Below are 24,654 nucleotides of genomic sequence, written 5' to 3'. Positions count from 1 at the left end.
ACGCCCTGCGAAGTCCGCAGTTCCGCCATAATCGCAAGCAGTTTGAATAACTTCCTACCGCTCTCAGCGCCTGACGAAGCAACTCCCCGCCCTCTGCACTTCCAACCCGCACAAGCGGCAGGTGAAGACAGCCGACAGCGGCTCAAGCTCCGAAGGCTTCGATGTGATCAAGCCGCTGCCGGCCTGCCTGAAAGCCCAGTCTGCCCGTCGATCAATGCAGAATCTGCGACAGGAAGAGCTTGGTGCGGTCGTGCTGCGGGTTCGTGAAGAACTGCTCGGGTTCGTTCTGCTCCACGATCTGACCGGCATCCATGAAGATGACCCGGTTCGCCACCTGCCGCGCAAAGCCCATCTCGTGCGTGACGACGAGCATGGTCATGCCAGACTTGGCGAGATCCACCATTACGTCGAGCACCTCCTTGATCATCTCCGGATCGAGCGCGGAGGTCGGCTCGTCGAAGAGCATGATGCGCGGATTCATGCACAAGGCGCGGGCAATCGCCACACGCTGCTGCTGGCCGCCCGAAAGCTGTCCCGGATATTTGTGGGCCTGCTCGGGGATTTTCACCCGCTCCAGGTAATGCATCGCCGCCTCTTCGGCTTCGCGCTTGGGCATCTTGCGCACCCAGATCGGCGCCAGCGTGCAATTTTCCAGGATCGTGAGATGAGGGAAGAGATTGAAGTGCTGGAAGACCATGCCGACCTCGCGACGAATCTCGTCAATCTTCTTCAGGTCGTTGGTGAGCTCGATCCCATCGACGATGATGTCGCCCTTCTGATGCTCTTCGAGCCGATTGATGCAGCGGATCATCGTCGACTTGCCCGAGCCCGACGGCCCGCACACCACGATACGCTCGCCGCGACGCACATTCAGATTGATGTCGCGCAACACATGGAACTCGCCGAACCATTTGTTGACGCCGCGCATCTCCACGGCAGGACCGGCGTTCGTATCCATCATGTCGGCCGCACCGTTCTCTTCCGTGGAGACGGGGGCACTGGTCTCGGTTTCAGTCATCAAAGGGGGCTCCTAACGCGCATGGCCGGTGCGAAGACGGTTTTCGGTGAAGATCGAATACCGCGACATGGAAAAACAGAAAATCCAGTAGACGCAGGCCGCAAAGAAGTAGGCGGTCGTCGCCTGAACCGGCGTCGACCAGCTGGGGTCGGTAAAGCTCGACTGGATCTGGCCGAGAAAATCGAACAGGCCGATGATCAAAACGAGCGTCGTGTCCTTGAACAGGCCGATGAAGGTGTTGACGATGCCCGGGATCACGAGGGTCAGCGCCTGCGGCAGAATGATGAGCCGCATTTTTTGCCAATAAGCAAGGCCAACCGCGTCCGCGCCCTCGTACTGCCCCTTCGGGATCGCCTGCAGCCCGCCCCGGATGACCTCGGCCATATAGGCGGCGGAGAACAGCGCGACGCCGATCAGCGCGCGCAGGAGTTTGTCGAAGGAAACACCTTCCGGCAAAAACAACGGCAGCATCACCGAGGACATGAAAAGGACGGTGATCAAGGGCACGCCGCGCCAGAATTCGATAAAGACGACGCAGACGAAGCGCACGATCGGCATGTCGGAGCGACGCCCGAGAGCGAGCACGACGCCAAGCGGCAAAGACGCGGCAATGCCGGTGATGGCAATGACCAGGGTGACAAGCAGCCCACCCCAGATCGACGTCGGAACGAATTCAAGTCCGAGATCGAGGCTGAGTACGAAGATGATCGCGGCCAGCGCGAGCATCACCGTCAGGACGAGCTTCAGAAGTCCGCCGGCCGGGGCTCCAGTTCCCCTCGCCCACGCATAGGCGATCCCGACCACGACCAGGGTCAAAAGCGCATATTCGATCCAGAAATCGAGGCCGCTGCCGAGCGGTGCAAGCTCCCGCCCGATCCCGATCATGCTCGCGAATTCCATGTGTCCGCCGGTCAAAAGCAGGAGTGCCGCGACTGGAAAGACGATCGCCATATAGATCAGGTTCATGCTCTTGAAGGGCGCCGCCGGGATGAGAAGCGGCACGACGCCGATGATGAAGAGAGCGAAGACGATATTGACGCGCCAACGCTCCTCGACCGGATAGCGCCCATAGATGAACTGGGCAAAATAGTCTTTCACGTAGGGCCAGCACGCCCCGAACCAGCCGTTCGGCTGGATGCCGCCCTGATTGATCGTGGTGCAGACGTCGCGGCTTTCGCCCGACCACACCGCCTGAACCAATGCGAAATCGACAAGCGGCGGCACGACGATCCAGATCACGTAGAGCGCGATCAGCGTCAGAAGCGCGTTCGACCAGCTCGAAAAGAGATTCTTGCGCAGCCAGCCGATGGGTCCGCTTTCGCGGTGCGGCGGCGGAGACTGAGACAGCATCTCGTCGCGGACATAGACGAGATCGGTTTCGGATTGGATATCGGACATGGCTCAGCGCTCCACCAGCGCGACGCTGCGGTTGTACCAGTTCATAAAGAGCGAGGTGACAAGCGAGATCGTCAGATAGGTTGCCATGGTGATGAGGATGAACTCCACCGCGCGTCCGGTCTGGTTGAGCGCGGTCCCCGCGAAAACCGAGACGAGGTCGGGATAGGCGATCGCGACCGCAAGCGAGGAGTTCTTCGTCAGATTGAGATACTGACTGGTGAGCGGCGGCACGATCACACGCATGGCCTGCGGGATCACGACAAGCCGCAAAGTGTGACCGGGCCGCAATCCGAGGGAGTAAGATGCCTCCGTCTGGCCATTCGGCACCGCAAGAATCCCCGCCCGCACGATCTCCGCGATAAAGGAGGCCGTGTAGAAGCTGAGCGCCATCAAAAGCCCGATGAATTCAGGGAAGACACGCAAACCACCGCGCGGGCCGAAATTGCCCGGGGTCGGGTATTCTAAAGAAAATGGTGGATTGGCGAACGCGAAGCCGGCGACGAAATAGGCAACGAGCGGCAGCCCGATGATGAGCGCGAGGGCCACGCGGAAGAGCGGAAAGATCTGACCAGTGGCCATCTGTCGCCGTCTCGCCCAAGCGCGAAGAACAAAAGTTGCGACGATGCCTATTATGAAGGCAGCCGCCACGAGCGCAAAGCCCCGCCCGAGAACCGGGTTGGGTGCGTACCAGCCGGCGATGTTGAGAAGCCCGAACGGCCCGAGATCGATCGCATCGCGCTTGGCCGGTAGGAGCCGCAGAACCGCAAAATACCAGATGAAGATCTGCAAAAGCAGCGGGATGTTCCGCAGAACCTCGATGTAGACATAGGCTGCCTTCGCGACGACCCAGTTCTTAGAAAGCCTGGAGATCCCGACGATAAAACCGATGATCGTGGCGAGGATCACGCCAATGAAAGAGACAAGCAGCGTGTTGAGCAGCCCGACGAAGTAGACGCGGACGTAGGACGAGGTTTCCTGGTAGTCGATCAATGTCTGATTGATCTGGAAACCGGCCGAATCCCGCAGAATGCCGAAGCCGAAACCGATGCCTTGTGCCCGCAAATTGGCGGCGGTGTTGTGAATGATCCACCAGGCGAAACTGACGATGGCGACGATCAGGAGAACCTGAAAGATCACGCCACGTACGCGCTGGTCGTTGAGTGCAGAAAATCCACTCGAGCCTTTTCGGCTCGGCAATACGTCCTGAACAGCCATGTCCCCTCGGCTAGCAGGTTCCATGCCATCCCGGATCGTGAGCGCCCGGTTTGATGGCAAGGGGCCCGGCCGATCGCTCGGCCGGGCCCATGTTTATTCTTAGCGGACCGGCGGCGCGTATTGCAGACCGCCGTCGCTCCACAGCTTGTTCAGCCCTCGCTCAATGCCAAGCTCCGTATCCGGGCCGACATTGCGGTTGAACATCTCGCCGTAATTGCCGACGGCCTTGATCGCGTTCACCGCCCAATCTTTGTCGAGACCAATCGACTCGCCGAACGAGCCTTCCGTCCCGAGAAGGCGCTTGATCGAGGGGTTGTCGGAGTTCTTCATCTCGTCGACATTGTCCTGCGTGACGCCAAGCTCTTCGGCGTTGATGAGCGCAAACAGCGTCCACTTGACGACGTTGAACCACTGATCGTCACCCTGGCGAACAGCCGGGCCGAGCGGCTCCTTGGAGATGATCTCCGGCAGGATGACGTGGTCGTCCGGATTGGTGAGCTTCAGCTTCTGGGCGTAAAGGCCCGACTGATCGGTCGTGTAGACATCGCAGCGGCCGGCATCATAGGCGGCCACGACCTCGTCGGCTTTCTCAAAGGCGACCACTTCGTAATCCATGTCGTGGCTGCGGAAATAATCCGCGACATTGAGCTCGGTCGTGGTGCCGGTGTTCGTGCAAACGCTGGCGCCCGAAAGCTCCAGAGCCGATGAGACGCCGAGATCCTTCGGCACCATGAAGCCCTGGCCGTCGTAATAGTTCACGCCCGTGAAGTTCAGCCCGAGATCGGTGTCGCGCGACATCGTCCAGGTGGTGTTGCGCGTCAGAACGTCGACTTCACCCGACTGCAGGGCGGTAAAGCGCTCCTTCGCCGAAAGAGGTGTGAACTTCGCGGCATCGCCATTGCCGAAAATAGCGGCGGCGATCGCCTTGCACGTGTCCACGTCGAGGCCGGTCCAGTTGCCCTGAGAATCAGGGTTCGAGAATCCGGGCAAGCCCTGGCTCACGCCGCATTGCACGGAGCCCTTGGCCTTCACGTCGTCAAGCGTCGCCGCAGACGCGGAGACGGCCGTCACAGCGAGGGCCGCTCCGGCTACGAGCGGTACGATGGATTTCTTCATATGACGATTCCTGTTCACCGGTTTGGTTCTTAGAACGATGATTTGCAGTCATGCGCCCAAAGCGAAGCAGCCCCGCCTCGCTCTTCCCTGCCAGACGCCGCTTGACGCAACCCCGTCCATGCGGCCATCGAAAGCTATCTACTGGCCCCGGTCAAGCCTGCGGCCCTGAGGTCGTCTGAGGCAAACAGAGGCAATCTCGAGAAGCGATCAAATGACGCGGAGACCCGCATGAGTAAAAACAAGGACGGAACAAGCATGTCCAACACCCGCCGCAAAGCGGCCACTCTCGTCACCCACGGCGGGCGCCACCCGAAGGAATTTCACGGTTTCATCAATCCGCCTCTGGTCCGGGCATCAACCGTTCTCTTCAATGATGTGGACGAGATGAAAGGGCGACGCGAGAGCCGCTACGCCTATGGTCTAATGAACACGCCGACCATCGAGGCCTTCAACGAGGTCTGGACCGAGCTTGAAGAAGCCTCCGGAACGGTTCTCGTCCCTTCGGGCCTTGCCGCGGTCACGGTCGCGATCTTGTCGGCGCTCTCGGCCGGAGAAGAGATTCTCGTGCCCGACAACGTCTATGGGCCAACGCGGCGCTTCTGCAATCAGACATTGAAGCGCTGGGGAATGAGGACGAGCTATTACGATCCGATGGATCTCGAGGCTTTGAAATCAGCCCTCGATGGCGGTGCAAGCGCGGTCTTCGTCGAAGCCCCCGGCTCGCTGACCTTCGAAGTTCCCGATATCGGAGCGACACTCGAACTCGCCAAGGCCGCCGGTGCGGTCACGATGATCGACAACACATGGGCTACACCGCTTCTCTACAAGCCGATCGCCGAAGGTTTCGACCTCTCCATTCAGGCGGGCACCAAATATGTCGGCGGTCATGCCGACGTGCTCATCGGCTCGATCAGCGCCAATGAGAGAATGTGGCCAAAACTCTCCGCAACGCACGCCAATCTCGGCATCCAGGCGGGTCCCGACGAGATCTACCTAGCCATGCGTGGCCTGCGCACCATGAAGCTGCGCATGGATCAGCACGAAGGTCAGGCCCTTGAGGTGGCGAAATGGCTGGCGAACCAGCCGAAAGTCGCAAGGCTTCTCCACCCGGCGATGGAAAGCTGCCCAGGGCATGAGAATTGGAAGCGTTATTTTGGTCGCTCGAGCGGGCTCTTCGCGTTTGAGCTCGCGGGCACCGAAGACGACGGAGCGACCTTCCTGAACGCCCTGCGTCTTTTCGGCCTCGGCTTTTCCTGGGGCGGTTTCGAAAGCCTGGCCACTCTGGCAGAGCTGCGGGAAACGCGAAGCGTCACGACATGGCAGGCAGGTCCGGTGATCCGTCTTCAGATCGGCTTGGAGGCTATCGAAGACCAGATCGCAGACCTTGAGCAGGCTCTTGCGGCGGTCGCAGTCTGATCGACATCAGGCCGCCGAATGAATGGCAGGCCGGCTGAGAGTCTCTCAGCCGGCGCTTTTCATCGGTGATTTTTCTTCGCGAAAAATCAGCCACAAGTTGCGGAAATAAATGAACAGGCCGAGACCCTGGCCGAGGATGAAGACGGGGTCTTGCCGATGCAGCGCATAGATAAAGAGCAGGAACCCGCCAAAGACCGAGAAGAACCAGAAGGCCACAGGAACGACGGACCTCCCTGCCCTTTCGCTCGCCAGCCATTGGATGACGAAGCGCATCATGAACATGAACTGGGCGACGAAGCCGAGTGCAATCCACAGACTGAACTGCTCGACAAAGACCTCGTGGATCCAGTTCCACACGTCACTCATGCAGATTCTCCTCGCTCAGCTGCGGACGCACCTTGCGCCGGCTGGCCAACCACCACACCCCGAAAAGATCGGCAATGCCAACCCAAAGGCGATCGAAGATGCCATACTTCGAGGTGCCGTGCCGCCGTTCCCGGTCCGCCACGTCGACGAGTGCGATCTCGTAGCCTTCCCGCCTCACCAGCGCGGGCAGAAAGCGGTGCCAACCATCAAAATAAGGCAGGCGCAAGAACAACGTGCGGCGGACGGCCTTGAGGCCGCAACCGGTGTCTCGCACCTGGTCATCGAGGAGTGCCCGCCGCACCCGGTTGGCGATACGCGACCCGTAGCGCTTGGCAAAGCTCGCCTTGCGCCCGACCCGCTGCCCGGCTGCCAGGCCGACCTGATCGCCACCAGCGGAGAGTGCATCGAGAAGTGCTGGAATATAGGCCGGGTCGTTCTGCCCGTCTCCGTCGATGGTGACGACGGCATCGCCCTTGGCCGCTTCGAGAGCACTGCGAATCGCAGCGCTTTGGCCGGCGCTCGTCTCATGCCGCAACAGTCGCACCTGCGGGTGCTGGCGCGCGCTGGCGCGGACGGTTTCACCGGTCCCATCACGGGATCCATCATCGACGACGAGGATTTCGAAGGACCGCCCGGAAAGCGCCGTTGCGATTTCGTCGATCAGGAACCCGATATTGCCGGCCTCGTCCTTGCACGGGACGATGACGGAGACTTCCGGCGAGAGGGGCGAAGTCATGACGTGCCTTTCTGGTGCACATGGCGCCTTTCAATGCGGCCAGCCGCGTCCAGGCGGAAGACGAGACGGCGTTCTGCGAATATGCGTGCGGTGAGCCAGGCCACGGCCCCACCGAGGAGAAAACCGGCAACCACGTCGGTCGGATAATGCGAGCGCGTCGCAAGACGGCTGACGGCGATCCAGAAGGCCCCGGTCAGGATGACGATTCGCGCCCGCGGAAACAGCAGCGCCAGTGCCACGCCGAGCGCGGCGACATTCGTCGCATGGCCCGAGGGAAAACTCGCCCAGCTCGGATCGAACGAAAACGGATGGAAGGCGGCCAGACCTTCCGTGTCGAAGAGCTTCGGGCGCGCCCGCCCGATCACGTATTTCAGGACGACGACGATGAGACCGGCCGCCAGCACGGAGACGAACAGGTAGGTCGCCGTCGCTGAGGCCCGCACGACAGCGGCGCGCCGCCTGATGCCGTGCACCGAGATATCCCGAAAAATCTGGTAGATCAGAAAACCGCCGGTGGCGATCAGCATCCAGTCGGACTTGCCGATATCGGTGACGAATTCGAGGAAGTCGCGCACCTCCGGCTGCATCGTGGCCTGAAACAGCGTCAGATAGGGATCCGCCAGAATGAAAAGAACGACGAGCACGCTCCCGATCAACACGACGCCATTGAGAAAGCCGATCGTGGTCGGACGATACGGCGGATGACGACGATCGCGCTGCCTCTCGTTCAAAAGACGCGAAAAAGCGAGCGCCCGTTCGCGTCCCCGCACGAGATGCTGCCGCGCGGTCAGGCTCCAGCGGTCCTTGAAATCACTCATTGGGCAGCCGGACCCGTTTCGTAGATGCCGACCGTTACGGGCCGCCCGCGCGAATAATTGTATCCAGAGACCTCGCCCCGGCGCACGACCGTCAGCCCGTCGGCGGCGACCGATGCGTGGAACTCAGCGTCACGCCGCGCCTCGACCAGACCGACGCGGCATCCGGGCTCTTCCAGGAATTTCGCGACGTCCTCGGAGGATCCGAGTACCACATCCGTGCCCCCGAAGAAGACGAGGCTCGGCTCGGTGTAGCCCGTCGCCGCCAGCTCCGGATTGGAGCACGACGACACCTTCTCAGCTTCAGCGACCGCGCGTTCCGAGACGCGAATCGCATCGAGACCCGGGAAGGCCAGCTGGAAGGCACCGATATAAAGGAGCGCCGCGGAAAGGACCGAGGCGGCGACGGCTCGCTCGTCGCGTCCCCTCATCAACGCTCGGGCGGCGAGGAGTCCCATGACTGCGGCGGCCACCGCCGCCACATCCGCGCCGGCGGGAAGACGCTTCTCCAGATAGAGCGGCAGGACCACGATGCCGATGGCGACGAAGACGGGAACGGCCGCGGCCAAGAGCCCGATGATGATCCGCAGCGAGGCCCGGGTGAGCACCGCCCCGCGGACCATGGCCGCGCCGGCGAGGAGCGAGAAAGCGGGATAAAGCGGCAAGACGTAATGGGGAAGCTTGGTCGGCACAGCCTCGAAGACGAGCCAGGCGGGCACGATCCAGACCAGACAGAAGAAAATGTCAGGATGACGCCATTGCCGGATCATCATCGGCAGAGCGAGGAGCGCGAAGGGGGTGAGCGGCCAGGCCGTCGCGAAGAAAAGTCCAAGATAGGTGCCCGGAGGCGCGCCGTGGCTCTCCTGCCCGCTCGCCACCTTGGCCATCAAATCATGCCCGACCGAATCCCCAAAAAAGGCACCGTCGGAGAGGAGCGTAATCGCCACGAACCAGGGCAGCGTCACGATGAGCATCGCGACGAGCCCGGGCAATGGCCGGAGACGCAAGAGCGGGACGAACGAGCGCGAGCCGATCATCAGAGAAATCAGCGTCAGGCCGCAGACCATGACGATGACTGGGCCCTTAACCAGGATCCCGGCGCCCAGCGCAATCCAAAACGCGAGTGCGAGCGGCCAGGAAAGTGGCTCGCGCGAAGGCGGCGCTGTCAGTCCGGCGCTCTCTTCTGCCTCGCCCCGCCCGCTCATCCAGGCGCGCGCCATGATCGCCTGCGCAAAAACAGTGAGCGCCAGCAGCACCGCATCGGTCTTGGCAAGACGCGCTTCGACCCCGAGAAGAATCGTGGCGGACATGAGCAGCGAGCCGATGAAGGCCGCGCGCCGGCCGAAAAGCGACAGCCCGGCGAGATAGGTGGCAAGGACGGCGAGCACGGCGCCAACCGCCGACGGGATCCTGTAGGCCCAGATCGGAGCTTCTGCTCCACCGAAAGGCGCGGTCGCAGCCGCCTGCAGCCAGTAGATGCCGACGGGCTTCTTGTAGCGCGTTTCGGATTGGAAATGGATGTCGATGAAATCGCCGCTTTCATGCATCTGCTTCGTCGCCTGGACGAAACGCGCCTCGTCGCGATCGATCGGTGGCAGCGCCGTCAGACCGGGCAGAAACAGGATGATCGCGACGAGGATCGTGACCAGTCCCGCAAGGGGCGCAAAGCGGCTTAGCCAGCCGATAAGCCGCGAGCGTCGCGCATCCAACGGAGCCTCAGACATCGAAGTCTCGCCTTTTGAACATTCGCGGCTGGTGCTAAGCCGGCAAGGGCCGGCACGCAAGCGCCGCGCGCGGCAGTGCTAACGACAAGGGCCAGCGACGATGCGATCTCGATGTTGAGCGCTCCCAACCTTTCCCAGCCAAAGGCTTTCCTGCGAATGCTTTTTGCCGCAGCAGTTCGGGCTGCCGACCCGGCGACCTGCCTGCCGCCCCACCTGCCCTCGCCACCCACCGGCCGCACCATCGTCATCGGGGCAGGCAAGGCTTCGGCGGCCATGGCCAAAACCCTGGAAGACAATTGGGAGGGGCCTCTCGAAGGCCTGGTCGTGACACGTTACGGCCACGCGGTGCCGTGCCGATCGATCGAGATCGTGGAAGCCGCCCATCCGGTCCCGGATGTGGCGGGTGAAAACGCGGCGCGGCGCATGCTCGATCTTCTCCACGATCTCACCGAAAACGATCTCGTCATCACGCTGATCTCGGGAGGCGGTTCGGCCCTTTTGAGTGCTCCGGCCGATGGCCTGACCCTCGCCGACAAGCAGGAGATCAATCGGGCACTCCTCGCCTCCGGTGCCCCGATCGGCGCCATGAACTGCGTGCGCAAGCATCTCTCCGCCGTCAAAGGCGGTCGCCTGGCGGCCGCGGCCTGGCCAGCTCCGGTTTTGACGCTCGCCATCTCCGATGTTCCAGGCGACGACCCCGCGGCGATCGCTTCTGGACCTACGGTCGCCGATCCGACATCGCTCGCCGACGCACGCAATGTCCTTGCGCGTTTCCGCATTGAGCTTCCCGCCGCGGCCGAGGCATGGCTTGCGAGCCCTGAGGCCGAAACGCCGAAGCCTGGGGACTTGCGCCTGTCCCGCAGCACCTTCCGCCTCATCGCAGCCCCGCACCGTTCTTTGGAAGAGGCGGCCAAGATCGCCCGCGATTGTGGCGTTGCTCCTCTCATTCTCGGTGACGACCTCGAAGGCGAAGCCCGGCAGCTGGGGGCAGAGCATGGCCGTCTGGCCCGCACCAAGCTTGCCCGGGGCGAGCTGGCGCGGCCCTTCGTGCTTCTGTCCGGCGGAGAAACCACCGTCACCTTGCGCGGTAACGGGCGCGGCGGCCGCAACGCGGAGTATCTTCTGGCACTCGCGATCGCGCTCGATTCCGCAGAGGGGATTTATGCGCTCTCCTGCGACACGGATGGGATCGACGGCTCCGAAGACAATGCCGGCGCGCTTTGTGCACCCGACACGCTCGCACGTGCCAAAAACCTCGGTCTCGAGGCGCACGACGCTCTGGCGCGCAACGATACCTACAGCTTCTTCGAAGCTCTCGGCGATCTCGTCATCAGCGGTCCGACGCTGACGAACGTCAACGACTTTCGCGCGATCCTGGCTCTTTGAGGGGCGCACTGACGCGCCCAAAACCGTTCCAGATCAGGAAGTTAGAGACATTTTTCGCTTCAAAAGATCAATGGCGACCCCGGCAGGATTCGAACCTGCGACCATCGGCTTAGAAGGCCGGTGCTCTATCCACTGAGCTACGGGGCCGGAAGGCGCAAAGGTGCGCCTAATGGGTCCACGGCACCTGCCGATTGAACTTGAAATTGTCGGAGTAAGAAATCGTCGCCCGCTTCTTTTCCTTCGGCTCATAGACGCGATAGGCGATCTTGTTACGCTGCGCGTAGGCGACGGCCTCCTCCTTCGAGGGGAAGCGCAGACGCACCTGCGAGCGCATGTCGCTTGAAGCCGTATAGCCCATCAAGGGCTCGATCGAGCGCGGTGTTTCAGGCTCGAATTCCAATACCCATTCATGCGTCTTGGCCTGGCCCGAGCTCATCGCCGTGCGAGCCGGTTTGTAGATGCGCGCCTGCATACGTCTCTGCCGTCCTTTGCCTTGCCGAAACCTTTCGCAGCGATTCCAGCATTGCTTCAACAGAAGACTAGCAGGAATGCCGACAAATTCCATGCCATCGCGGCCGGCTCGGTCGTCATCTCTATAGGATCTGGTCGGGGCCACGGAAAGTCCCGTCGGCGAGTAAACGCTTTATGCGCGCGCGGAGTGTCGTCTCCGCCATCTCAGACATCGACAGGGAAGTGAGGATCGCATGGGCCGGCTTGCCGATGCGTGGCCGCTGTAACAAGCTGACGAGACTGCCGGTCCCGCAAGCGCCCGCCGCTTCCCCGCCATGGAGAACGACCATCTCGGCCCTTTCCTACGACAATCCATATGCCAGCGTGCGCACCCCGATCATGGCACGCAACATGGTCTCCACCTCGCAGCCGCTGGCGGCGCAAGCGGGCCTCCGCATGCTGCTTGCCGGCGGAAACGCGATCGATGCAGCACTTGCGGCGGCAATCACTTTGACGGTGGTCGAACCGACCGGCAACGGGCTTGGCTCCGACGCTTTTGCCATCGTCTGGGACGGGAACGAGCTCCACGGCCTCAATGCCTCCGGGCGTTCACCACGCGCCTGGTCGCCCGAGCGCTTCCGCGGTCTTTCCGAAATGCCGCAACAGGGTTGGGAGAGCGTCACCGTTCCAGGCGCGGTCTCCGGCTGGGTCGCCCTGTCGGAGCGCTTCGGCGCCCTGCCCTTCGCAACCTTGTTCGGGCCCGCGATCGCCTATGCCGAAGAAGGGTTTGCGGTTTCGCCTTCGATTGCGCTGCTATGGTCGCGAGGCGCCGACAAATTGCGGCACGAACCCGGCTTCGGGCCCCACTTCCTCATCGAAGACCGCGTTCCCCGGCCCGGCGAGACCTTTCGCAATCCGCACCTCGCGCGATCCCTCAGAAAGATCGCCGGTAGCCGCGGTGAGGATTTCTATCGCGGCGAACTCGCCCGCAAGATCGCGGATTTCGCCCGGCAACATGATGCTGTTCTCGACGAAGAGGATCTCGCGGCCCATGCCTGCGATTGGTGCGGAACGATCAGCCAGCCGTTCCGCGGCACCGAACTCCATGAGATCCCTCCAAACGGGCAAGGCATCGCGGCGCTGATCGCGCTCGGGATTCTGGACAGGCTCGAGCTTGAAAGCCTCGACCCCGACGGCGCCGAGGCCCTTCATCTTGAAATCGAGGCGATGAAGCTGGCGCTCGCCGACGCGCATCGTTTCGTCGCCGACCCGGCCAACATGGAGATCTCACCCGACACGCTTCTCGACGACGATTACCTTGCTTCACGCGCCGCGCTGGTCGATCACGACCGGGCATCCGACGCGACCGCCGGCGCACCGAGGCGGGGCGGAACGGTCTATGTGTCGGCCGCAGATGCCGCCGGCCGCATGGTTTCCTTCATTCAGTCAAATTATGCGGGCTTCGGGTCCGGCGTGGTGGTGCCCGAAACCGGCATCCACCTGCAGAATCGGGGCTCCGGTTTCGTGCTCGCGCCAGGCCACCCAAACGAGGTCGCAGGCGGCAAGCGCCCCTTCCACACGATCATTCCGGGCTTTCTCATGGGGGACGGCACGCCTCTCATGAGCTTCGGCGTCATGGGCGGCGCGATGCAGGCGCAGGGTCACGTGCAGATGGTTTTGCGCACTCAACTTTGGCGGCAGAACCCGCAGGCGGCGAGTGACGCGCCGCGCTGGCGCTTTATCGCCGGGCGCCGGGTTGCCCTCGAAACGGGCGTCTCGGCTGATGTCGCGACAGAGCTGGAAAGGATGGGCCATCAGATCGAGCGCGTCGCACCGGACACGGATTTCAGCTTCGGCGGCGCGCAGCTCATTCATCGGCTCGCCGACGGCTATATTGCCGGCAGCGACCACCGCAAGGACGGTCAGGCGGTGGGCTTTTAGGCCGGCGCCGCAGCCATCGCCTCGGGGAGAAGGCTGCGGCGCCAGGTCTGCCGGGTCAGCCCACGAGGCTTGCCTCGAGTGTCACCTCGGCATTCAACAGCTTGGAGACCGGGCAGCCCTCTTTGGCCTTTCCGGCGATCTCCTGGAATTTCGCTTCGTCGATGCCGGGCACTTTGGCCTTCAGCGTCAGGCGGCTGGAGGTGATGGTGAACCCCTCGCCCTGCTGCTCGATGGTCACGGCAGCGGAGGTATCGAGCTCTTCCGGCGCCATCCCTTCCTGGGTCAACATCAGCGAAAGTGCCATGGAAAAGCAGGCGGCATGTGCGGCTGCGATAAGCTCCTCGGGGTTGCTGCCCTTGCCGCTCTCAAAGCGGCTCGCAAAGCCATAAGGATGCGCGTCGAGCGCTCCGGTCTCCGTTGAGATCGTGCCGCTTCCGTCCTTGATCCCGCCCTTCCAGACAGCTGATCCGTGTTTCGTGGTTGCCATTGTCAATTGCTCCTTTGCCTGGGCTCCGCCGTCTTATCGAGCACTGCGAAGCCGTTTGCTTCGACACGATAGATGGGCCAGCGCGACCACTTGCAAAGGCGTGGATGGCGGCATGGCCTGCGCGACGCCTGTCGGAGGCGATGCCTAGGACGCGATAGAGAGAGATTGCGGCTGTCGGAGACGATCTGAAGCGACAAGGGCAGCGAGCCCCGGATATCGATCGACATCGCCCTCGATCGCCTCGATCTCGAAGCGCGCGAAAAGCGATTCCGGCAGCCAGTCTTCGCCGCGCGCTTTCCGGATCGCCGTCGGATGCTGACCTTCGCGATAGGCAAAGGCACGCATCGCATCCATGTTTTGCCAGATGCTGAAAGTCGCAAGCTGCAACAAGGGATGGGAGCCGAAACCGACATGCCAGAGGCACCCCTCCGCCTCGCTGAGCGAGCGGTCGACCTCCGGCACCTGTCGCCAGAAGGACCGGACTCGCTTCGCAGCGACGCTCGCCAGGGTCAGCACCGCAAAAGGATGCCCGCCGACGTCGTGTCCCGAATAATCGAAGAGCGGCTCGCCGTCCCAGCTGCCATGGCCGCGCGCCGGACGGACGGTGAAATGAAGCTGCTCGATGCTTGGCCCCGCAACGCTGCGGTAAAGTCTGGTCTGGCGCAGCCCCGCCAAATCCTCCTGCCGCTCCGGAACACCCATGAGACAGTAGCGCGTGAAGTCCGGGAGAATGGAAAAGCCGCTGCCACTTCCACAGCCCAGCAGGCGCAATTGACCGGAACGCTGCGTCGGGCGGTCGATCACCCCCGGAAATCCCATGCGCAGAAAAGCGCTCCACGCCTGCCTGCGCGGGTAGCGGAAGAAGCTGAGAGTGACGAGTTTCGCAGGCACCATGGACGATCTCAGGTCGCAGCAATTGAAGAAAACGTTCAAGGATTGAGGAATGATCCCCACGCTCAGATCAACGATGCTTTGCCGCGACAGCTTGGCGCGCAGCCGGAATCGGGGAGGCCCTCACTTGCGATTTTCGGTGAGGATCTCTTCCAGCCTTTGCCGCGCCCGCCTGGGCAGGCCGTCTGGAAGAACGACCGTCGCCGGATCCGCCTCTTCTCCAACGGCGATCATCATCACCATGCCCATGGCATAATGGGGGCTGCATTTGAGGCCATAGATGCCCGGCGTCTCGGCCACCACATCCGCCGTTTCGCCGAGAGGCGTCTTGATTTCCTCCGCACCTTCGGGCGCCAGCCCGGCGATGGTCCGGGCGTTATGACCCGGCGTCGTCGCAAGGAAACGGATCGTGTCGCCCGGCGCCACGCGCAGGAAATCCGGCTCATAGATCATCGCGCCCTTCTCTCCCCGGTTCAGCATCTTCACCTCGAAGGTCTCGGCATGCGCGAAACTGCTCACAAGCACGAGCGCCAGAACCACAAACCCCTTCATGATCAAACTCCTACAAGATTATTCTCTTGTGATAGTGCAAAGCGCAGGATGGGCTCGCCGTTCGCCGGGTCGCCGATTGAGCGCGAGCAGACGTCGAAAACCCGTTCGATCCGAGTGGCGGTCAGAATGTCTTTGGGGGTGCCGACCGCCTCCAATTGGCCTTTCGCCATTAACCCCAGCCGGTCGCACACCATCGCCTGATTGAGGTCGTGCAGAGCGACGACCACCGTGATCGGAAGGCGCCGGACCAGCGCGAGAATTGAAAGCTGGTGGTGGATATCGAGATGGTTCGTGGGTTCATCCAGGATCAGGATGTCGGCCTTTTGGGCCAGAGCGCGGGCAATATGGGCGCGCTGACGTTCGCCGCCTGAAAGCGTCTGCCATCGACGCTCGGCGAGATGCGCAACGCCGGTTTCGGCGAGCGCCTTCTCCACGATTTCATCGTCGTCCGCGCTGAAGGGAGTAAGAGGTCCCAGCCATGGCGTGCGCCCGAGCTCGACCGTCTCGCGAACGGTAAGCCGGTCGGAGGTATCGAGCTGCTGGGCGACGATAGCGATCCGCCGCGCGACCTCGCACCGCGTGATTTTTCGGATATCGATATCGCCGACCATCACCCGGCCGCGGGATGGTTTCCGCAATCCCGAGAGTAGCAGCAACAATGTCGACTTGCCGGAGCCGTTCGGTCCGACGAGACCGAAAAGTTCGCCAGGCTCGATCTTCAGATCGATGTCCGACACGATCGGAGTGCGGCCGGCGGACCAGCCGAGAGCATGCGCCGTCAGCGTCATCGCGCGTCTCCGCGACCGCGCACCAGGATCAGCGCGAAGGCCGGCGCACCGACGAGCGCCGTCACCACACCGATCGGCAGAACCTGGCCTGGAATGATGATTCTCGACACGATGTCGGCGAAGATGAGAAAAACGGCGCCGGTGATCGCAGTCATCGGGATGAGCCGGCCATGGCGCGGACCGACCAGAAGCCTTGCCGCATGCGGGACAACCAGTCCAACGAAGCCGATTGCACCGACGATGCTGACCATAACGGCCGTCACCAGAGCCGCCGCCCCGATCAAGATCGCCTGCGTCTTCAGCACGTTGATGCCCAGGGAGGCAGCAGCATCCGATCCGAAGGCGAACGCGTCGAGCGCCCGCGCATGGACCGTGATGATGACAAACACCAGGATCGCGACGGGTGCGGCGAGCCACACATCAGGCCAGCGCACACCGGACAGATTGCCGAGCAGCCAGAAGATGATGCCGCGCGCCTGTTCGGCATTGGCCGAGTGCGCGATGATCAGCGACGTGAGCGCATTGAAAAGCTGGGCCCCGGCCACGCCGGCAAGGATCACCTGACCGGTCGATGTCCCCGCAAAGCCACCGGCGGCCCGCGCCAGAGCGATGACGAGCGCAAACGCCACGAGGGCGCCGACGAAAGCGCCGGCCGAGAGCGACACGAGACCGCCGCCGATGCCGGCGATGGTAACAGCCACAGCTCCGGTCGATGCGCCGGCAGAGATCCCCAAAATGTAAGGGTCAGCAAGCACATTGCGCAGCAGGGTCTGAAGCACCAGCCCCGAGACGGCCAGGCCTGCGCCACAGGAGGCCGCGACGATTGCCCGGCTGAAGCGGTAATTCCAGACGATGCCCTGGTCGATCGGATCGACAGGATAGCTTCCCCCGAACACCTTCATGGCAAGCACCTGCCCGACCGTTTCCAACGGGATGCGTGTCTCTCCGATCGCAGCCCCGAGGATCAGAGCGGCCCCCAGAATTGCGAGTTTCGACGACAACGATGTCAGAAGACCCGGCCAGCGGCCGGGTCGTTGAGTGGCCATGATCGGGCTCTGCTATTTCAGCTTGGGAAGTTCATCGGCGAGCATCTCGAGTGCCGAGATGTTGCGGATGGAGGGATCCATGGAATGGGCGTCCATGACGAGAATCCGCCCCGCCTTGACGGCTTCCATTTCCTTGGCGACCGGATCCGTCTTCACGAATTCGAGCTTCTTTTCGACGTCGTCGGCAGGAAAGCGGCGGCGGGTCATCTTGGCGACGACGATGATGTCGGGGTTGGCCTTGGCGATCGTCTCCCAGCCAACGGTCGGCCATTCCTCGTCGCTTTCTACGACGTTGCGAACGCCGAGCTTCTCCATCATCCAGCCCGGAACGCCCTTGCGCCCGGCGACGTAGGGATCGACGTCCATTTCGGCAGACGAAAACCAGAAGACCGCGGAAACGTCGTCCGCCTTCGCTTCTTTCGCTTTCTCCACCGCAGCGGCTTCGCGCTGCGAAAGATCGCTGATGAGCGCCTCGCCCTCCGCCGTGACGTCGTGGATCTCCGCAAGTTCGCGGATCGCACGATAGAGGGCGTCGGTGTTGTACATCTCGAGCCTGGTGCCATCGACGCCGGCGGAATTGTCTTTCACGCAATCGGTCGGAAGGATGTAGGTCGGGATGCCGACGTCATGGAACTGCTCGCGGGTCCCGACGATGCCCTGCGGCCCGATATGCCACTCATAGGAAACCGCCACGAGGCCCGGCTTCTTGGCAACGACGCTTTCGAAACTTGGATCGTTGTCGGCGAGCCGCTCGATGCCGCTGTTGAGTTCGGCAAACTCCGGCAGCACATCGCTGAACCAGACTGAGGTCCCGACGACCTTGTCGCCAAGGCCGAGCGAGTAGAGAATCTCAGTCGCAGACTGGCCGACCGTGACATCGCGCTCAGGCGCAGCCTCGAACGTGATGGTTTGTCCGCAATTGTCGATGCTCAGCGGGTAGCTGGTTTCGTTCGCATGCGCGGCGTCGATGAGCGAAAGACTGGCCAGTGCTGCAAGGCCGATCGCGACGTTTCGGTGCATTGTGTCCGCTATCCTGGTTCCAAGAGAGAACCGCGGGGGCAGGCGGAATGGATTGCCCGAAAAGAGACTCGCGCATTGTCGTCGACGACAAGATTGTCATCTCGATCCTTCCCCCGACATCCCCGCCGGGTCTGGTTGCATGATGATGGCAGGTCTCTTGACTTGCGGGTCTCTGCTTCCCCGAGCCTTCCCAGGCGCCAGACGGTCTCCGTCGCACGCCCAGTGGCATCGTTCGGGGTCGCTCTCCGCTCACAATTGCGGGGGCAGTCACGGATTTGGCGCCTACTGGCTACACCGCACCGTATTCCCTTTTCATCCAGCGAAGTCTTCGTTTCGCTGGAAACCATCGACAGAGATAAAGGCTGGATGGTGTCGGAGTGTCAAGCCGGATGCGCGCCACATTCCGTCCCGGTTGCGCAAGCTCAAACAAGGCGGCGCGCCACGCCCGCGATCTTTCAGGCACGCATACGTCGGACTTCGGTCACGTGGAGCCGAAGCGGCCGGAGCCTCCCACGAGCGCCCCGCAAAGCCCTGACCCGTGCTTTTCTCCCGCGGCTCCCGTAAACGTCCGCGGAACATCGCAACACCGCCCCAGAGATATGGACGGATCAAAATGCACAACACCCGCAGATATCTCGGTGCAATTCTCCTTGTTTGCACAGGCTTTATGTCCGCCGCGAGAGCCGCCGACGTCATTCCTTTCGACACGTCCTCACCCGCACAGATCGGAACGGGAGCGCCGGCCGGCCGGGCACAGGCAGCAAAAGCCGGTCAGTTTGTGACCCTGACGGACTTCGGCGCATCGACCAGTGGCACCCAGGCGCAGAACACGTCCGCGGCGCAGAATGCTATCGAGGCCCTGTCGTCACAGGGCGGCGGCACACTTTACATACCGCCCGGCACCTACCCGGTTTGCGGCCTGATCCTCAGATCGAAAATCCACATAACCGGCGCAGGTCGAAACGTCACAATATTGGACGGAAGCGCGTGCAATTCGGCCGACGCCATCGTTTACGGCCCGTCGAATGCTTATTCACTCTTCAAGACAAAGGCCTCAGCCGGGATCTTTGATTGGGCGTTGAAAGACATCACGATCAAAGGAAGTCTGTCGCACAGGCATGTCGATTGCCTCGGCACCTACGGATATCGGTTTACAGTTGATCAAGTCGAATTGACTGAGTGCGGAGGCAATGGATGGCACACAGAAGGAGGTAATGCCACGCGCGGCCCGATGGAATCTTACGTGAACAACCTTCTCGTCTATACCGTGAACGCTACCGGCATATTCAATAACGGCCCGCACGATTCCAACTTCGACAATGTCATCATCGTCGATGCCGGACAGGGAGCCCACGACACCTATGCGGGAATGTATCTCGGCAGGCATACCAACGTCCGCGCCAAGGGATTTCACGCCTGGCACAGGTCGACGGCAACAAACCGGATGCGCAACGCCCTGGATGTCGAAGGATGGGGGTCGACGTTCACCTCATCCAATTTCGAAGGAAGTTTCGGCCCACCCGTCCTGTTGAACACGGGCGCGTCCATGAACCAGTTTGCTTGCGACAATGCCTATTACAACAGGTTTTCACCCGGCCCTCTCATTCTGATCAGGGGCCCGTCGAACTACATATGCGGATCCGCGATGAACAACGATCCGGGAACGTTGCCCACCAGCGTCGGCATTCAGCTCGGCGACCATACGCGTGGGGAGAATGTCAGCAACAATATGATTTCTCTCCAGCAGGAGAGCAACAATGGCGGCTCCATCGACTTCTCGAATGACGCCGGCGGCAACATGATCAGAATCGTGGGATACCAATCGTCAGGATCTAAATATCTGGGGAGACCACACCCCTCGGACGACATCGACCTCATCATCACTGGCGTCGAAGGATCGAACCTCCACCAACATCCCTGACGTAGAGTCTCGCGCCCCCGCGCCTTACGTCGACCCGCGCTCGATCAGACGCAGCGGGATGTTCCGGATCGCATGTCGCGCCTGCGTTTCCTCCGGCTGCGTTTCCTGCGGCCGGTCGAGAAGCATCTGCGCGGCCACCCAGCCGAGCTTGCGACAACCTTCGGCGACGAGGTGCGCGGGGCCGCTCTCTCCTCCGATCCAAAGGATGTCGCGCGCGGCCTTGTGGCGGCTTCGGGCGGCAATCACGGCCTCTCCGTCGCCCGCACTGCAAGCCTTAAGAGCGTCCCGGCCACCATCTTCCTGCCGGAAGACGTTCAGGCCGAGAAAGTCGACAAGATGCGCCGCTGGGGTGCCGAGACGGTGATTGGCGGCCCAAATTTCGACGAGGCCGATGCCGGCGCACACGCTTATGCCGAGAAGACCGCGCGCTTTACTTCCACTCCTTCGCTGACCCCCTGATCACTGCCGGCCAGAGAACCGCCGGCCTGGAGATTTTCGACAATCTTCCGGATATCGAGACTTTGGTCATTGCCGTCGTCGGCGGCGGGTTCATCACCGGGATCGCCGTGGCGCTCAAGGCGCTGAAACCCGCGATTTAGAGCGGTGCGGCCGCGATGGCGGCGCTTGCGACCGGCTTCATTCCGACGCGGGACGACGAGATTGTCTGCGCGCCGGCCTGCGGCATGTGTAACGGGAGCGGTCCCGCAACAGCAGCCGCACGATCCGTCTCGTGGCCGTCGCTTAAATGGTCGGGGCAGCAGGATTCGAACCTGCGACCCCCTGCTCCCAAAGCAGGTGCGCTACCAGACTGCGCTATGCCCCGACGCCGTAATTTGGCGGAAACTAGGAGGCTGAGGCCGCCGGCGCAAGCGGGAAAGTGAGGGTAAAGGCGAAAGCCGAAAACTCCGGAAACCGGCACCATCAACCCCTTCTCTCGACCCCTACCCCGCGCCCTCGACACCTTCAAACTCAGCTTGCGTTGCGCTCAGGCCGCTTCCGGCGCCTCCGGCCTTCCTTCCGGACATTGTCCAGAGCGCTGGCACTCTGCTAAGCCCCTCGTAATACTGGAGAAGAGAACGATGAACGACGCGCCCGCAACCGAAACACCGATGTCTGCATCATCGCCTGCGGCGAACTCCCCCTCCCCCGCAATCGCCCCGGAAGACGGGATCCTGTGGAGAGGGCGCCAATGGGCGGTGACCGATTTTGGGCTGGAACGGCTGGGCGGCGGACAATCCGTCCCGGCCGACCGCCTGTTTGAAGACATCTCTGTCTATTCCTGGATCCGCCGCATGGGCGACAGGCCCGATGTCGATCTCGACGATTTCACCACCGCGTTCATGGTGGCGCTCGTCCTCCACGGCTTCGTCACCAATCTGCCCGGCGCCAAGGTTTTGGAGGATTACCAGAAGGCTGAACGAAAGCGGGCCCGATCAGCCTGAAGGCCTGCGCGAAACAGCCGATCGAACGCGGCCCACATGCTTCGCATCTTGCGACGGCGAACCGACGGCGGATCAGTTTCGCTCGATCGCTTTGCCGGAAACCTGGTCGCCCGGCCGGATATGAAGCCGGTCCGCCGTTCCCCCGGCGACCTCGAGCACGAAACGCACCGGCCGCTCAGAGGCGATCGTCGTCTCAGACAAGGGCGTGGTCTCCTTGGCGATGCTCTGCACTTTGTGGTCGGAGCCGATGAACACCATGTCGAGCGGCACATAGGTGTTTTTCATCCACATGGTGATCGGGCGATCGGAGCCGAAATCGAAGAGCATGCCGGTCCCGCGTGGCACCTCCCGGCGATACATGAGACCGCGAGATCGCTCCTGTTGGGTGAGAGCGAGCTCTACCTCGAAGGTGTGCGTACCCTTGGCGCTCTTGATGGTGAGCTGCTCTGTCGCGCCTTGCGCGACGGCGCCTGCCGCAAACAAAACGAGACTGACGAAGAAAGAGACCAGCCGGACGGCCATCACACCAAGCCTTCAGTTCAAGATGAGAAATATGGTCCCGATCGCCTGAGACATCGTGGACCCCAAGATATTGTCTCCCCCGAGACCTTGGGCCCTCGAGACCTCGTGGCCCTCAGTGGGACACGGGAATATGGCCGCCCGAATGTGGCCGGATCTCGGCGGCCATGAGGCCCTTTTCGCCTTCGCCGTAGCGCACGAGAACGAGCTGCCCTGGGCGAAGCTCGGCCATTCCGAAGCGCCGTAAGGTTTCCATGTGGACGAAAATATCCGGAGCGTCTTCGCCTTCCGTGACGAAGCCGTAGCCCTTCAATCGGTTGAACCATTTGACCGTCGCCGTGACGAGCGGGCTCGTCGGCGTGACCGTGCTGCGCTGGCTCGTCGGCGGCAATGTGGATGGATGCGGCGCCTCGCTTTCGTCCATGGCAAGGACGCGCATCGCCTGCAGCCCTTTCGCGCCCGGCAGCACTTCGCACACCACGCGGGCACCCTCATAGGCAGCCTGGAACCCGTCACGTCTGAGACAGGTGACATGCAACAGCACGTCCGGCATGCCGTTGTCGGGCACGATGAAGCCATACCCTTTGGCGACATCGAACCATTTGATATGGCCCGAAACTTCGATCACCTCAGACGCGGCCTCGTCGCGAACAGCGTCTTCGCGGACATCCGCTTGCGGCTTGAAGCCCATACGAGACCACTCCATCGAGGACCCTCAAGCCTGCCAACGGCAGGGCTTCCAAAATCGGTCCATTGATTCGTGCAAAAAAGCATAACATCGGTGCGGCCAGAGGCCACAAGACCTTTAAGAAGTTTTCACGGCTTTCCTTACCCACCACCGCTCAGCTCGGGAAATAAAGCGCTAAGAAGCGCACCGATCTCGCCCGAAAAACAGCTGTCGGCGACGTCATCGAGGGGCGTCTCCTCCCGGTTCAAGATCACGAGCCTCGCCCCGGATTGCTTGGCAACGAGCGGTATTGTGGCCGCCGGATGGACCACCAGCGACGAGCCCAGGACGATCATCAGATCGCATTCGTTGGCAAGCTCGAAGGCCCGCCGCATCTCATGCTCGGGCATCGCCTCACCGAAGGAAATGATCGCGCTCTTGATGAAACCGCCGCAATCCGGACAGCGCGGGCTTTCACCTTTCGCCTCGATCATTTTATGGACTTCGCCGAGCGTGAATGGCTCGCGGCAGTCGAGACAATGCGCATAGGTGGCGTTGCCGTGAAGCTCGACGAGATATTCGGGCGGGAGACCGGCCCGCTGGTGCAATCCGTCGACATTCTGGGTGACCACGCCCGGCGAGCGCCCTTCCGCCACCAGATGCGCAAGGACCCGGTGCGCGATGTTCGGCTCGGCCTTCGAATAGATTTCATCGAGCATGAAACGCCGCCGCCAGTCCTCGAGCCGAACCTCCTCGCTCGCCATGAACTCCTGGTAGGTGATCGGCTCCATTTTCGACCAGATGCCGCCCGGCGAGCGAAAATCGGGAATCCCCGATTCGGTCGAGATGCCGGCCCCGCAGAAGGCGACGATCGCCTTCGCGTCGTCGACCAGCCGGTGGAGATGCGCCGCCTCACCCACGAGCGTGTCATTGTCAGTTTGGATCTGTGCCATAAGCTTTCCCGCCAACCCACTCACGGAGGCATGCAATGAAATATCTGCACACTATGGTGCGCATCAAAGACGTCGACCAGTCGCTCGACTTCTACTGCAACAAGCTCGGGATGGAAGAGGTCCGCCGCAGCGAGAGCGAGAAAGGCCGCTTCACCCTGATCTTCCTCGCAGCGCCGGATGACAAGGCCCGCGCGGAGACCGAACGCGCGCCTCTCCTGGAACTCACCTACAATTGGGATCCGGAAGAGTACGACGGCGGCCGGAATTTCGGCCATCTCGCCTTCGCCACCGACAACATCTACGACACTTGCCAGAAGCTGATGGATGGCGGTGTGACGATCAACCGCCCCCCACGCGACGGCCATATGGCGTTCGTGCGGTCGCCGGACGGGATATCGATCGAGCTTCTGCAAAAGGGTGACGCTCTTCCGCCGGCAGAGCCCTGGGCCTCGATGCAGAACACCGGCTCCTGGTAAGAGCGCTTTTGTGCAGGCGCGCGCCCCGCGCCGACCGCCTGCGCGAGAGGGCAGACAAGGGCAATCAAATTTCCTTCATGATTTTCCTTGCATGACTTGTTTGCGGCGCCGCACCCGACTATAAGGCGCCGCGACGCGCCCATCGTCTAGCGGTCTAGGACGCCGCCCTTTCACGGCGGAAACAGGGGTTCGATTCCCCTTGGGCGTACCATTCTCCCGGCGTCGCACATACGATGCGCCAGGAGAATCCGGCGCACGGCGCCTTTCTTCTCTCACATCGCCATCAAATCGGCCCCACCGCGGCCGCTAAC

General features: G+C 62.2%; 26 protein-coding genes, 3 tRNA genes and 1 riboswitch. Of the genes, 9 read left to right on the top strand and 20 right to left on the bottom strand.

Annotated features, from left to right (window positions below; translation table 11 throughout):
- Window positions 1–211: 211 nt before the first annotated feature.
- The 4 genes from NYQ83_RS00370 to NYQ83_RS00355 form a co-directional block, all read right to left on the bottom strand.
- Complete coding sequence (locus NYQ83_RS00370) at window positions 212–961, bottom strand: amino acid ABC transporter ATP-binding protein (RefSeq protein ID WP_314733292.1); 750 nt, start codon at window positions 959–961, stop codon at window positions 212–214.
- 69 nt (window positions 962–1,030) lie between these two features.
- The gene (locus NYQ83_RS00365; RefSeq protein WP_261211272.1) at window positions 1,031–2,416 is read right to left on the bottom strand and encodes an amino acid ABC transporter permease; all 1,386 of its coding nucleotides are present in this window, start codon (window positions 2,414–2,416) and stop codon (window positions 1,031–1,033) included.
- Between the two features lie 3 nt (window positions 2,417–2,419).
- Entirely contained in the window at window positions 2,420–3,631 is a 1,212-nt protein-coding gene (locus NYQ83_RS00360; protein WP_261211271.1) for an amino acid ABC transporter permease, read from the bottom strand.
- 99 nt (window positions 3,632–3,730) lie between these two features.
- Entirely contained in the window at window positions 3,731–4,747 is a 1,017-nt protein-coding gene (locus NYQ83_RS00355) for an amino acid ABC transporter substrate-binding protein (protein WP_128294196.1), read from the bottom strand.
- A 228-nt stretch (window positions 4,748–4,975) separates the two neighbouring features.
- Here NYQ83_RS00355 and metC point away from each other — a divergent pair, with 228 nt between their 5' ends.
- Complete coding sequence (gene metC / locus NYQ83_RS00350) at window positions 4,976–6,163, top strand: cystathionine beta-lyase (protein ID WP_261211268.1); 1,188 nt, start codon at window positions 4,976–4,978, stop codon at window positions 6,161–6,163.
- 45 nt (window positions 6,164–6,208) lie between these two features.
- Here the strand turns inward: metC and NYQ83_RS00345 are convergent, their stop codons facing one another.
- Genes NYQ83_RS00345 through NYQ83_RS00330 form a run of 4 tightly spaced genes read right to left on the bottom strand, consistent with a single transcriptional unit; the run spans window position 6,209 to window position 9,804 of the window.
- Window positions 6,209–6,529 (bottom strand): lipid-A-disaccharide synthase N-terminal domain-containing protein, encoded by a 321-nt coding sequence (locus NYQ83_RS00345; protein ID WP_128294198.1) that lies wholly within the window; start codon window positions 6,527–6,529, stop codon window positions 6,209–6,211.
- The gene (locus tag NYQ83_RS00340; protein WP_261211266.1) at window positions 6,522–7,265 is read right to left on the bottom strand and encodes a glycosyltransferase family 2 protein; all 744 of its coding nucleotides are present in this window, start codon (window positions 7,263–7,265) and stop codon (window positions 6,522–6,524) included. Before NYQ83_RS00340 ends, NYQ83_RS00345 begins: the two co-directional genes overlap by 8 nt.
- Window positions 7,262–8,083 carry a phosphatase PAP2 family protein gene (locus tag NYQ83_RS00335; RefSeq protein WP_261211265.1) on the bottom strand — a complete coding sequence of 274 codons (822 nt, stop codon included), beginning with the start codon at window positions 8,081–8,083 and terminating at the stop codon, window positions 7,262–7,264. Before NYQ83_RS00335 ends, NYQ83_RS00340 begins: the two co-directional genes overlap by 4 nt.
- Window positions 8,080–9,804, bottom strand: a complete 1,725-nt coding sequence (locus tag NYQ83_RS00330) for an ArnT family glycosyltransferase (protein ID WP_261211263.1) — start codon at window positions 9,802–9,804, stop codon at window positions 8,080–8,082. The genes NYQ83_RS00335 and NYQ83_RS00330 overlap by 4 nt, the downstream gene beginning before the upstream one ends.
- Before the next feature lie 156 nt (window positions 9,805–9,960).
- On the opposite strand from NYQ83_RS00330, the gene NYQ83_RS00325 reads away from it, so the two are divergent.
- Window positions 9,961–11,190: a glycerate kinase gene (locus NYQ83_RS00325; RefSeq protein WP_261211261.1), complete on the top strand. Its 1,230-nt coding sequence runs from the start codon at window positions 9,961–9,963 to the stop codon at window positions 11,188–11,190.
- Window positions 11,191–11,261: 71 nt separating this feature from the next.
- On the opposite strand, the gene NYQ83_RS00320 is transcribed toward NYQ83_RS00325, so the two are convergent.
- Window positions 11,262–11,337 (bottom strand) — tRNA-Arg (locus tag NYQ83_RS00320).
- 19 nt (window positions 11,338–11,356) lie between these two features.
- A complete protein-coding gene (locus NYQ83_RS00315) occupies window positions 11,357–11,662 on the bottom strand; it encodes an ETC complex I subunit (RefSeq protein WP_128294203.1) in 306 nt (101 codons plus the stop codon).
- Between the two features lie 377 nt (window positions 11,663–12,039).
- Here NYQ83_RS00315 and NYQ83_RS00310 point away from each other — a divergent pair, with 377 nt between their 5' ends.
- Window positions 12,040–13,581: a gamma-glutamyltransferase family protein gene (locus NYQ83_RS00310; protein WP_261211256.1), complete on the top strand. Its 1,542-nt coding sequence runs from the start codon at window positions 12,040–12,042 to the stop codon at window positions 13,579–13,581.
- A gap of 55 nt (window positions 13,582–13,636) precedes the next feature.
- Here the strand turns inward: NYQ83_RS00310 and NYQ83_RS00305 are convergent, their stop codons facing one another.
- From NYQ83_RS00305 to NYQ83_RS00280, 6 genes are all read right to left on the bottom strand, one after another.
- Window positions 13,637–14,068 carry an OsmC family protein gene (locus NYQ83_RS00305; RefSeq protein ID WP_128294205.1) on the bottom strand — a complete coding sequence of 144 codons (432 nt, stop codon included), beginning with the start codon at window positions 14,066–14,068 and terminating at the stop codon, window positions 13,637–13,639.
- A gap of 144 nt (window positions 14,069–14,212) precedes the next feature.
- A complete protein-coding gene (locus NYQ83_RS00300) occupies window positions 14,213–14,962 on the bottom strand; it encodes a hypothetical protein (RefSeq protein ID WP_261211250.1) in 750 nt (249 codons plus the stop codon).
- 120 nt (window positions 14,963–15,082) lie between these two features.
- Complete coding sequence (locus NYQ83_RS00295) at window positions 15,083–15,511, bottom strand: pseudoazurin (RefSeq protein ID WP_261211248.1); 429 nt, start codon at window positions 15,509–15,511, stop codon at window positions 15,083–15,085.
- A 2-nt stretch (window positions 15,512–15,513) separates the two neighbouring features.
- Window positions 15,514–16,299, bottom strand: coding sequence for an ABC transporter ATP-binding protein (locus NYQ83_RS00290; protein WP_261211247.1), 786 nt, complete (start codon window positions 16,297–16,299; stop codon window positions 15,514–15,516).
- Window positions 16,296–17,345: a FecCD family ABC transporter permease gene (locus NYQ83_RS00285; protein ID WP_261211246.1), complete on the bottom strand. Its 1,050-nt coding sequence runs from the start codon at window positions 17,343–17,345 to the stop codon at window positions 16,296–16,298. The genes NYQ83_RS00290 and NYQ83_RS00285 overlap by 4 nt, the downstream gene beginning before the upstream one ends.
- Before the next feature lie 12 nt (window positions 17,346–17,357).
- Window positions 17,358–18,365 (bottom strand): ABC transporter substrate-binding protein, encoded by a 1,008-nt coding sequence (locus NYQ83_RS00280; RefSeq protein WP_261211245.1) that lies wholly within the window; start codon window positions 18,363–18,365, stop codon window positions 17,358–17,360.
- Window positions 18,366–18,494: 129 nt separating this feature from the next.
- Window positions 18,495–18,728, bottom strand: a riboswitch (cobalamin riboswitch).
- Between the two features lie 250 nt (window positions 18,729–18,978).
- Between NYQ83_RS00280 and NYQ83_RS00275 the strand changes: the two genes are divergently transcribed.
- The 3 genes from NYQ83_RS00275 (at window position 18,979) to NYQ83_RS17805 (ending at window position 20,885) form a co-directional block, all read left to right on the top strand.
- Window positions 18,979–20,286 carry a glycosyl hydrolase family 28-related protein gene (locus tag NYQ83_RS00275; protein WP_261211242.1) on the top strand — a complete coding sequence of 436 codons (1,308 nt, stop codon included), beginning with the start codon at window positions 18,979–18,981 and terminating at the stop codon, window positions 20,284–20,286.
- Between the two features lie 72 nt (window positions 20,287–20,358).
- Window positions 20,359–20,745, top strand: coding sequence for a pyridoxal-phosphate dependent enzyme (locus NYQ83_RS00270; RefSeq protein ID WP_261211240.1), 387 nt, complete (start codon window positions 20,359–20,361; stop codon window positions 20,743–20,745).
- On the top strand, window positions 20,631–20,885 hold the full coding sequence (locus tag NYQ83_RS17805; protein ID WP_409976965.1) for a pyridoxal-phosphate dependent enzyme: 255 nt from the start codon (window positions 20,631–20,633) through the stop codon (window positions 20,883–20,885). Before NYQ83_RS00270 ends, NYQ83_RS17805 begins: the two co-directional genes overlap by 115 nt.
- A 147-nt stretch (window positions 20,886–21,032) precedes the next feature.
- On the opposite strand, the gene NYQ83_RS00265 is transcribed toward NYQ83_RS17805, so the two are convergent.
- Window positions 21,033–21,109 (bottom strand) — tRNA-Pro (locus NYQ83_RS00265).
- Window positions 21,110–21,365: 256 nt separating this feature from the next.
- Between NYQ83_RS00265 and NYQ83_RS00260 the strand changes: the two genes are divergently transcribed.
- The gene (locus NYQ83_RS00260; RefSeq protein ID WP_261211238.1) at window positions 21,366–21,728 is read left to right on the top strand and encodes a hypothetical protein; all 363 of its coding nucleotides are present in this window, start codon (window positions 21,366–21,368) and stop codon (window positions 21,726–21,728) included.
- Window positions 21,729–21,800: 72 nt separating this feature from the next.
- Here the strand turns inward: NYQ83_RS00260 and NYQ83_RS00255 are convergent, their stop codons facing one another.
- From NYQ83_RS00255 to NYQ83_RS00245, 3 genes are all read right to left on the bottom strand, one after another.
- The gene (locus tag NYQ83_RS00255) at window positions 21,801–22,250 is read right to left on the bottom strand and encodes a DUF192 domain-containing protein (RefSeq protein ID WP_261211236.1); all 450 of its coding nucleotides are present in this window, start codon (window positions 22,248–22,250) and stop codon (window positions 21,801–21,803) included.
- Between the two features lie 112 nt (window positions 22,251–22,362).
- Window positions 22,363–22,938 (bottom strand): cold-shock protein, encoded by a 576-nt coding sequence (locus NYQ83_RS00250; protein WP_128294349.1) that lies wholly within the window; start codon window positions 22,936–22,938, stop codon window positions 22,363–22,365.
- Between the two features lie 137 nt (window positions 22,939–23,075).
- Window positions 23,076–23,867, bottom strand: a complete 792-nt coding sequence (locus NYQ83_RS00245) for an SIR2 family NAD-dependent protein deacylase (protein ID WP_261211235.1) — start codon at window positions 23,865–23,867, stop codon at window positions 23,076–23,078.
- A 35-nt stretch (window positions 23,868–23,902) separates the two neighbouring features.
- Between NYQ83_RS00245 and gloA the strand changes: the two genes are divergently transcribed.
- Together gloA and NYQ83_RS00235 are read left to right on the top strand one after the other, a co-directional pair.
- Window positions 23,903–24,343 carry a lactoylglutathione lyase gene (gloA, locus tag NYQ83_RS00240; RefSeq protein WP_128294239.1) on the top strand — a complete coding sequence of 147 codons (441 nt, stop codon included), beginning with the start codon at window positions 23,903–23,905 and terminating at the stop codon, window positions 24,341–24,343.
- A gap of 135 nt (window positions 24,344–24,478) precedes the next feature.
- A tRNA-Glu gene (locus tag NYQ83_RS00235) sits at window positions 24,479–24,554 on the top strand.
- Window positions 24,555–24,654: the final 100 nt, after the last annotated feature.

The organism is Afifella sp. JA880, from assembly GCF_025379905.1.
GTDB classification, from domain to species: Bacteria; Pseudomonadota; Alphaproteobacteria; order Rhizobiales; family Afifellaceae; genus Afifella; species Afifella aestuarii.
The sequence above is the reverse complement of the archived record's forward strand: the minus strand, read 5'-3'. Positions and strand labels throughout refer to the sequence as shown.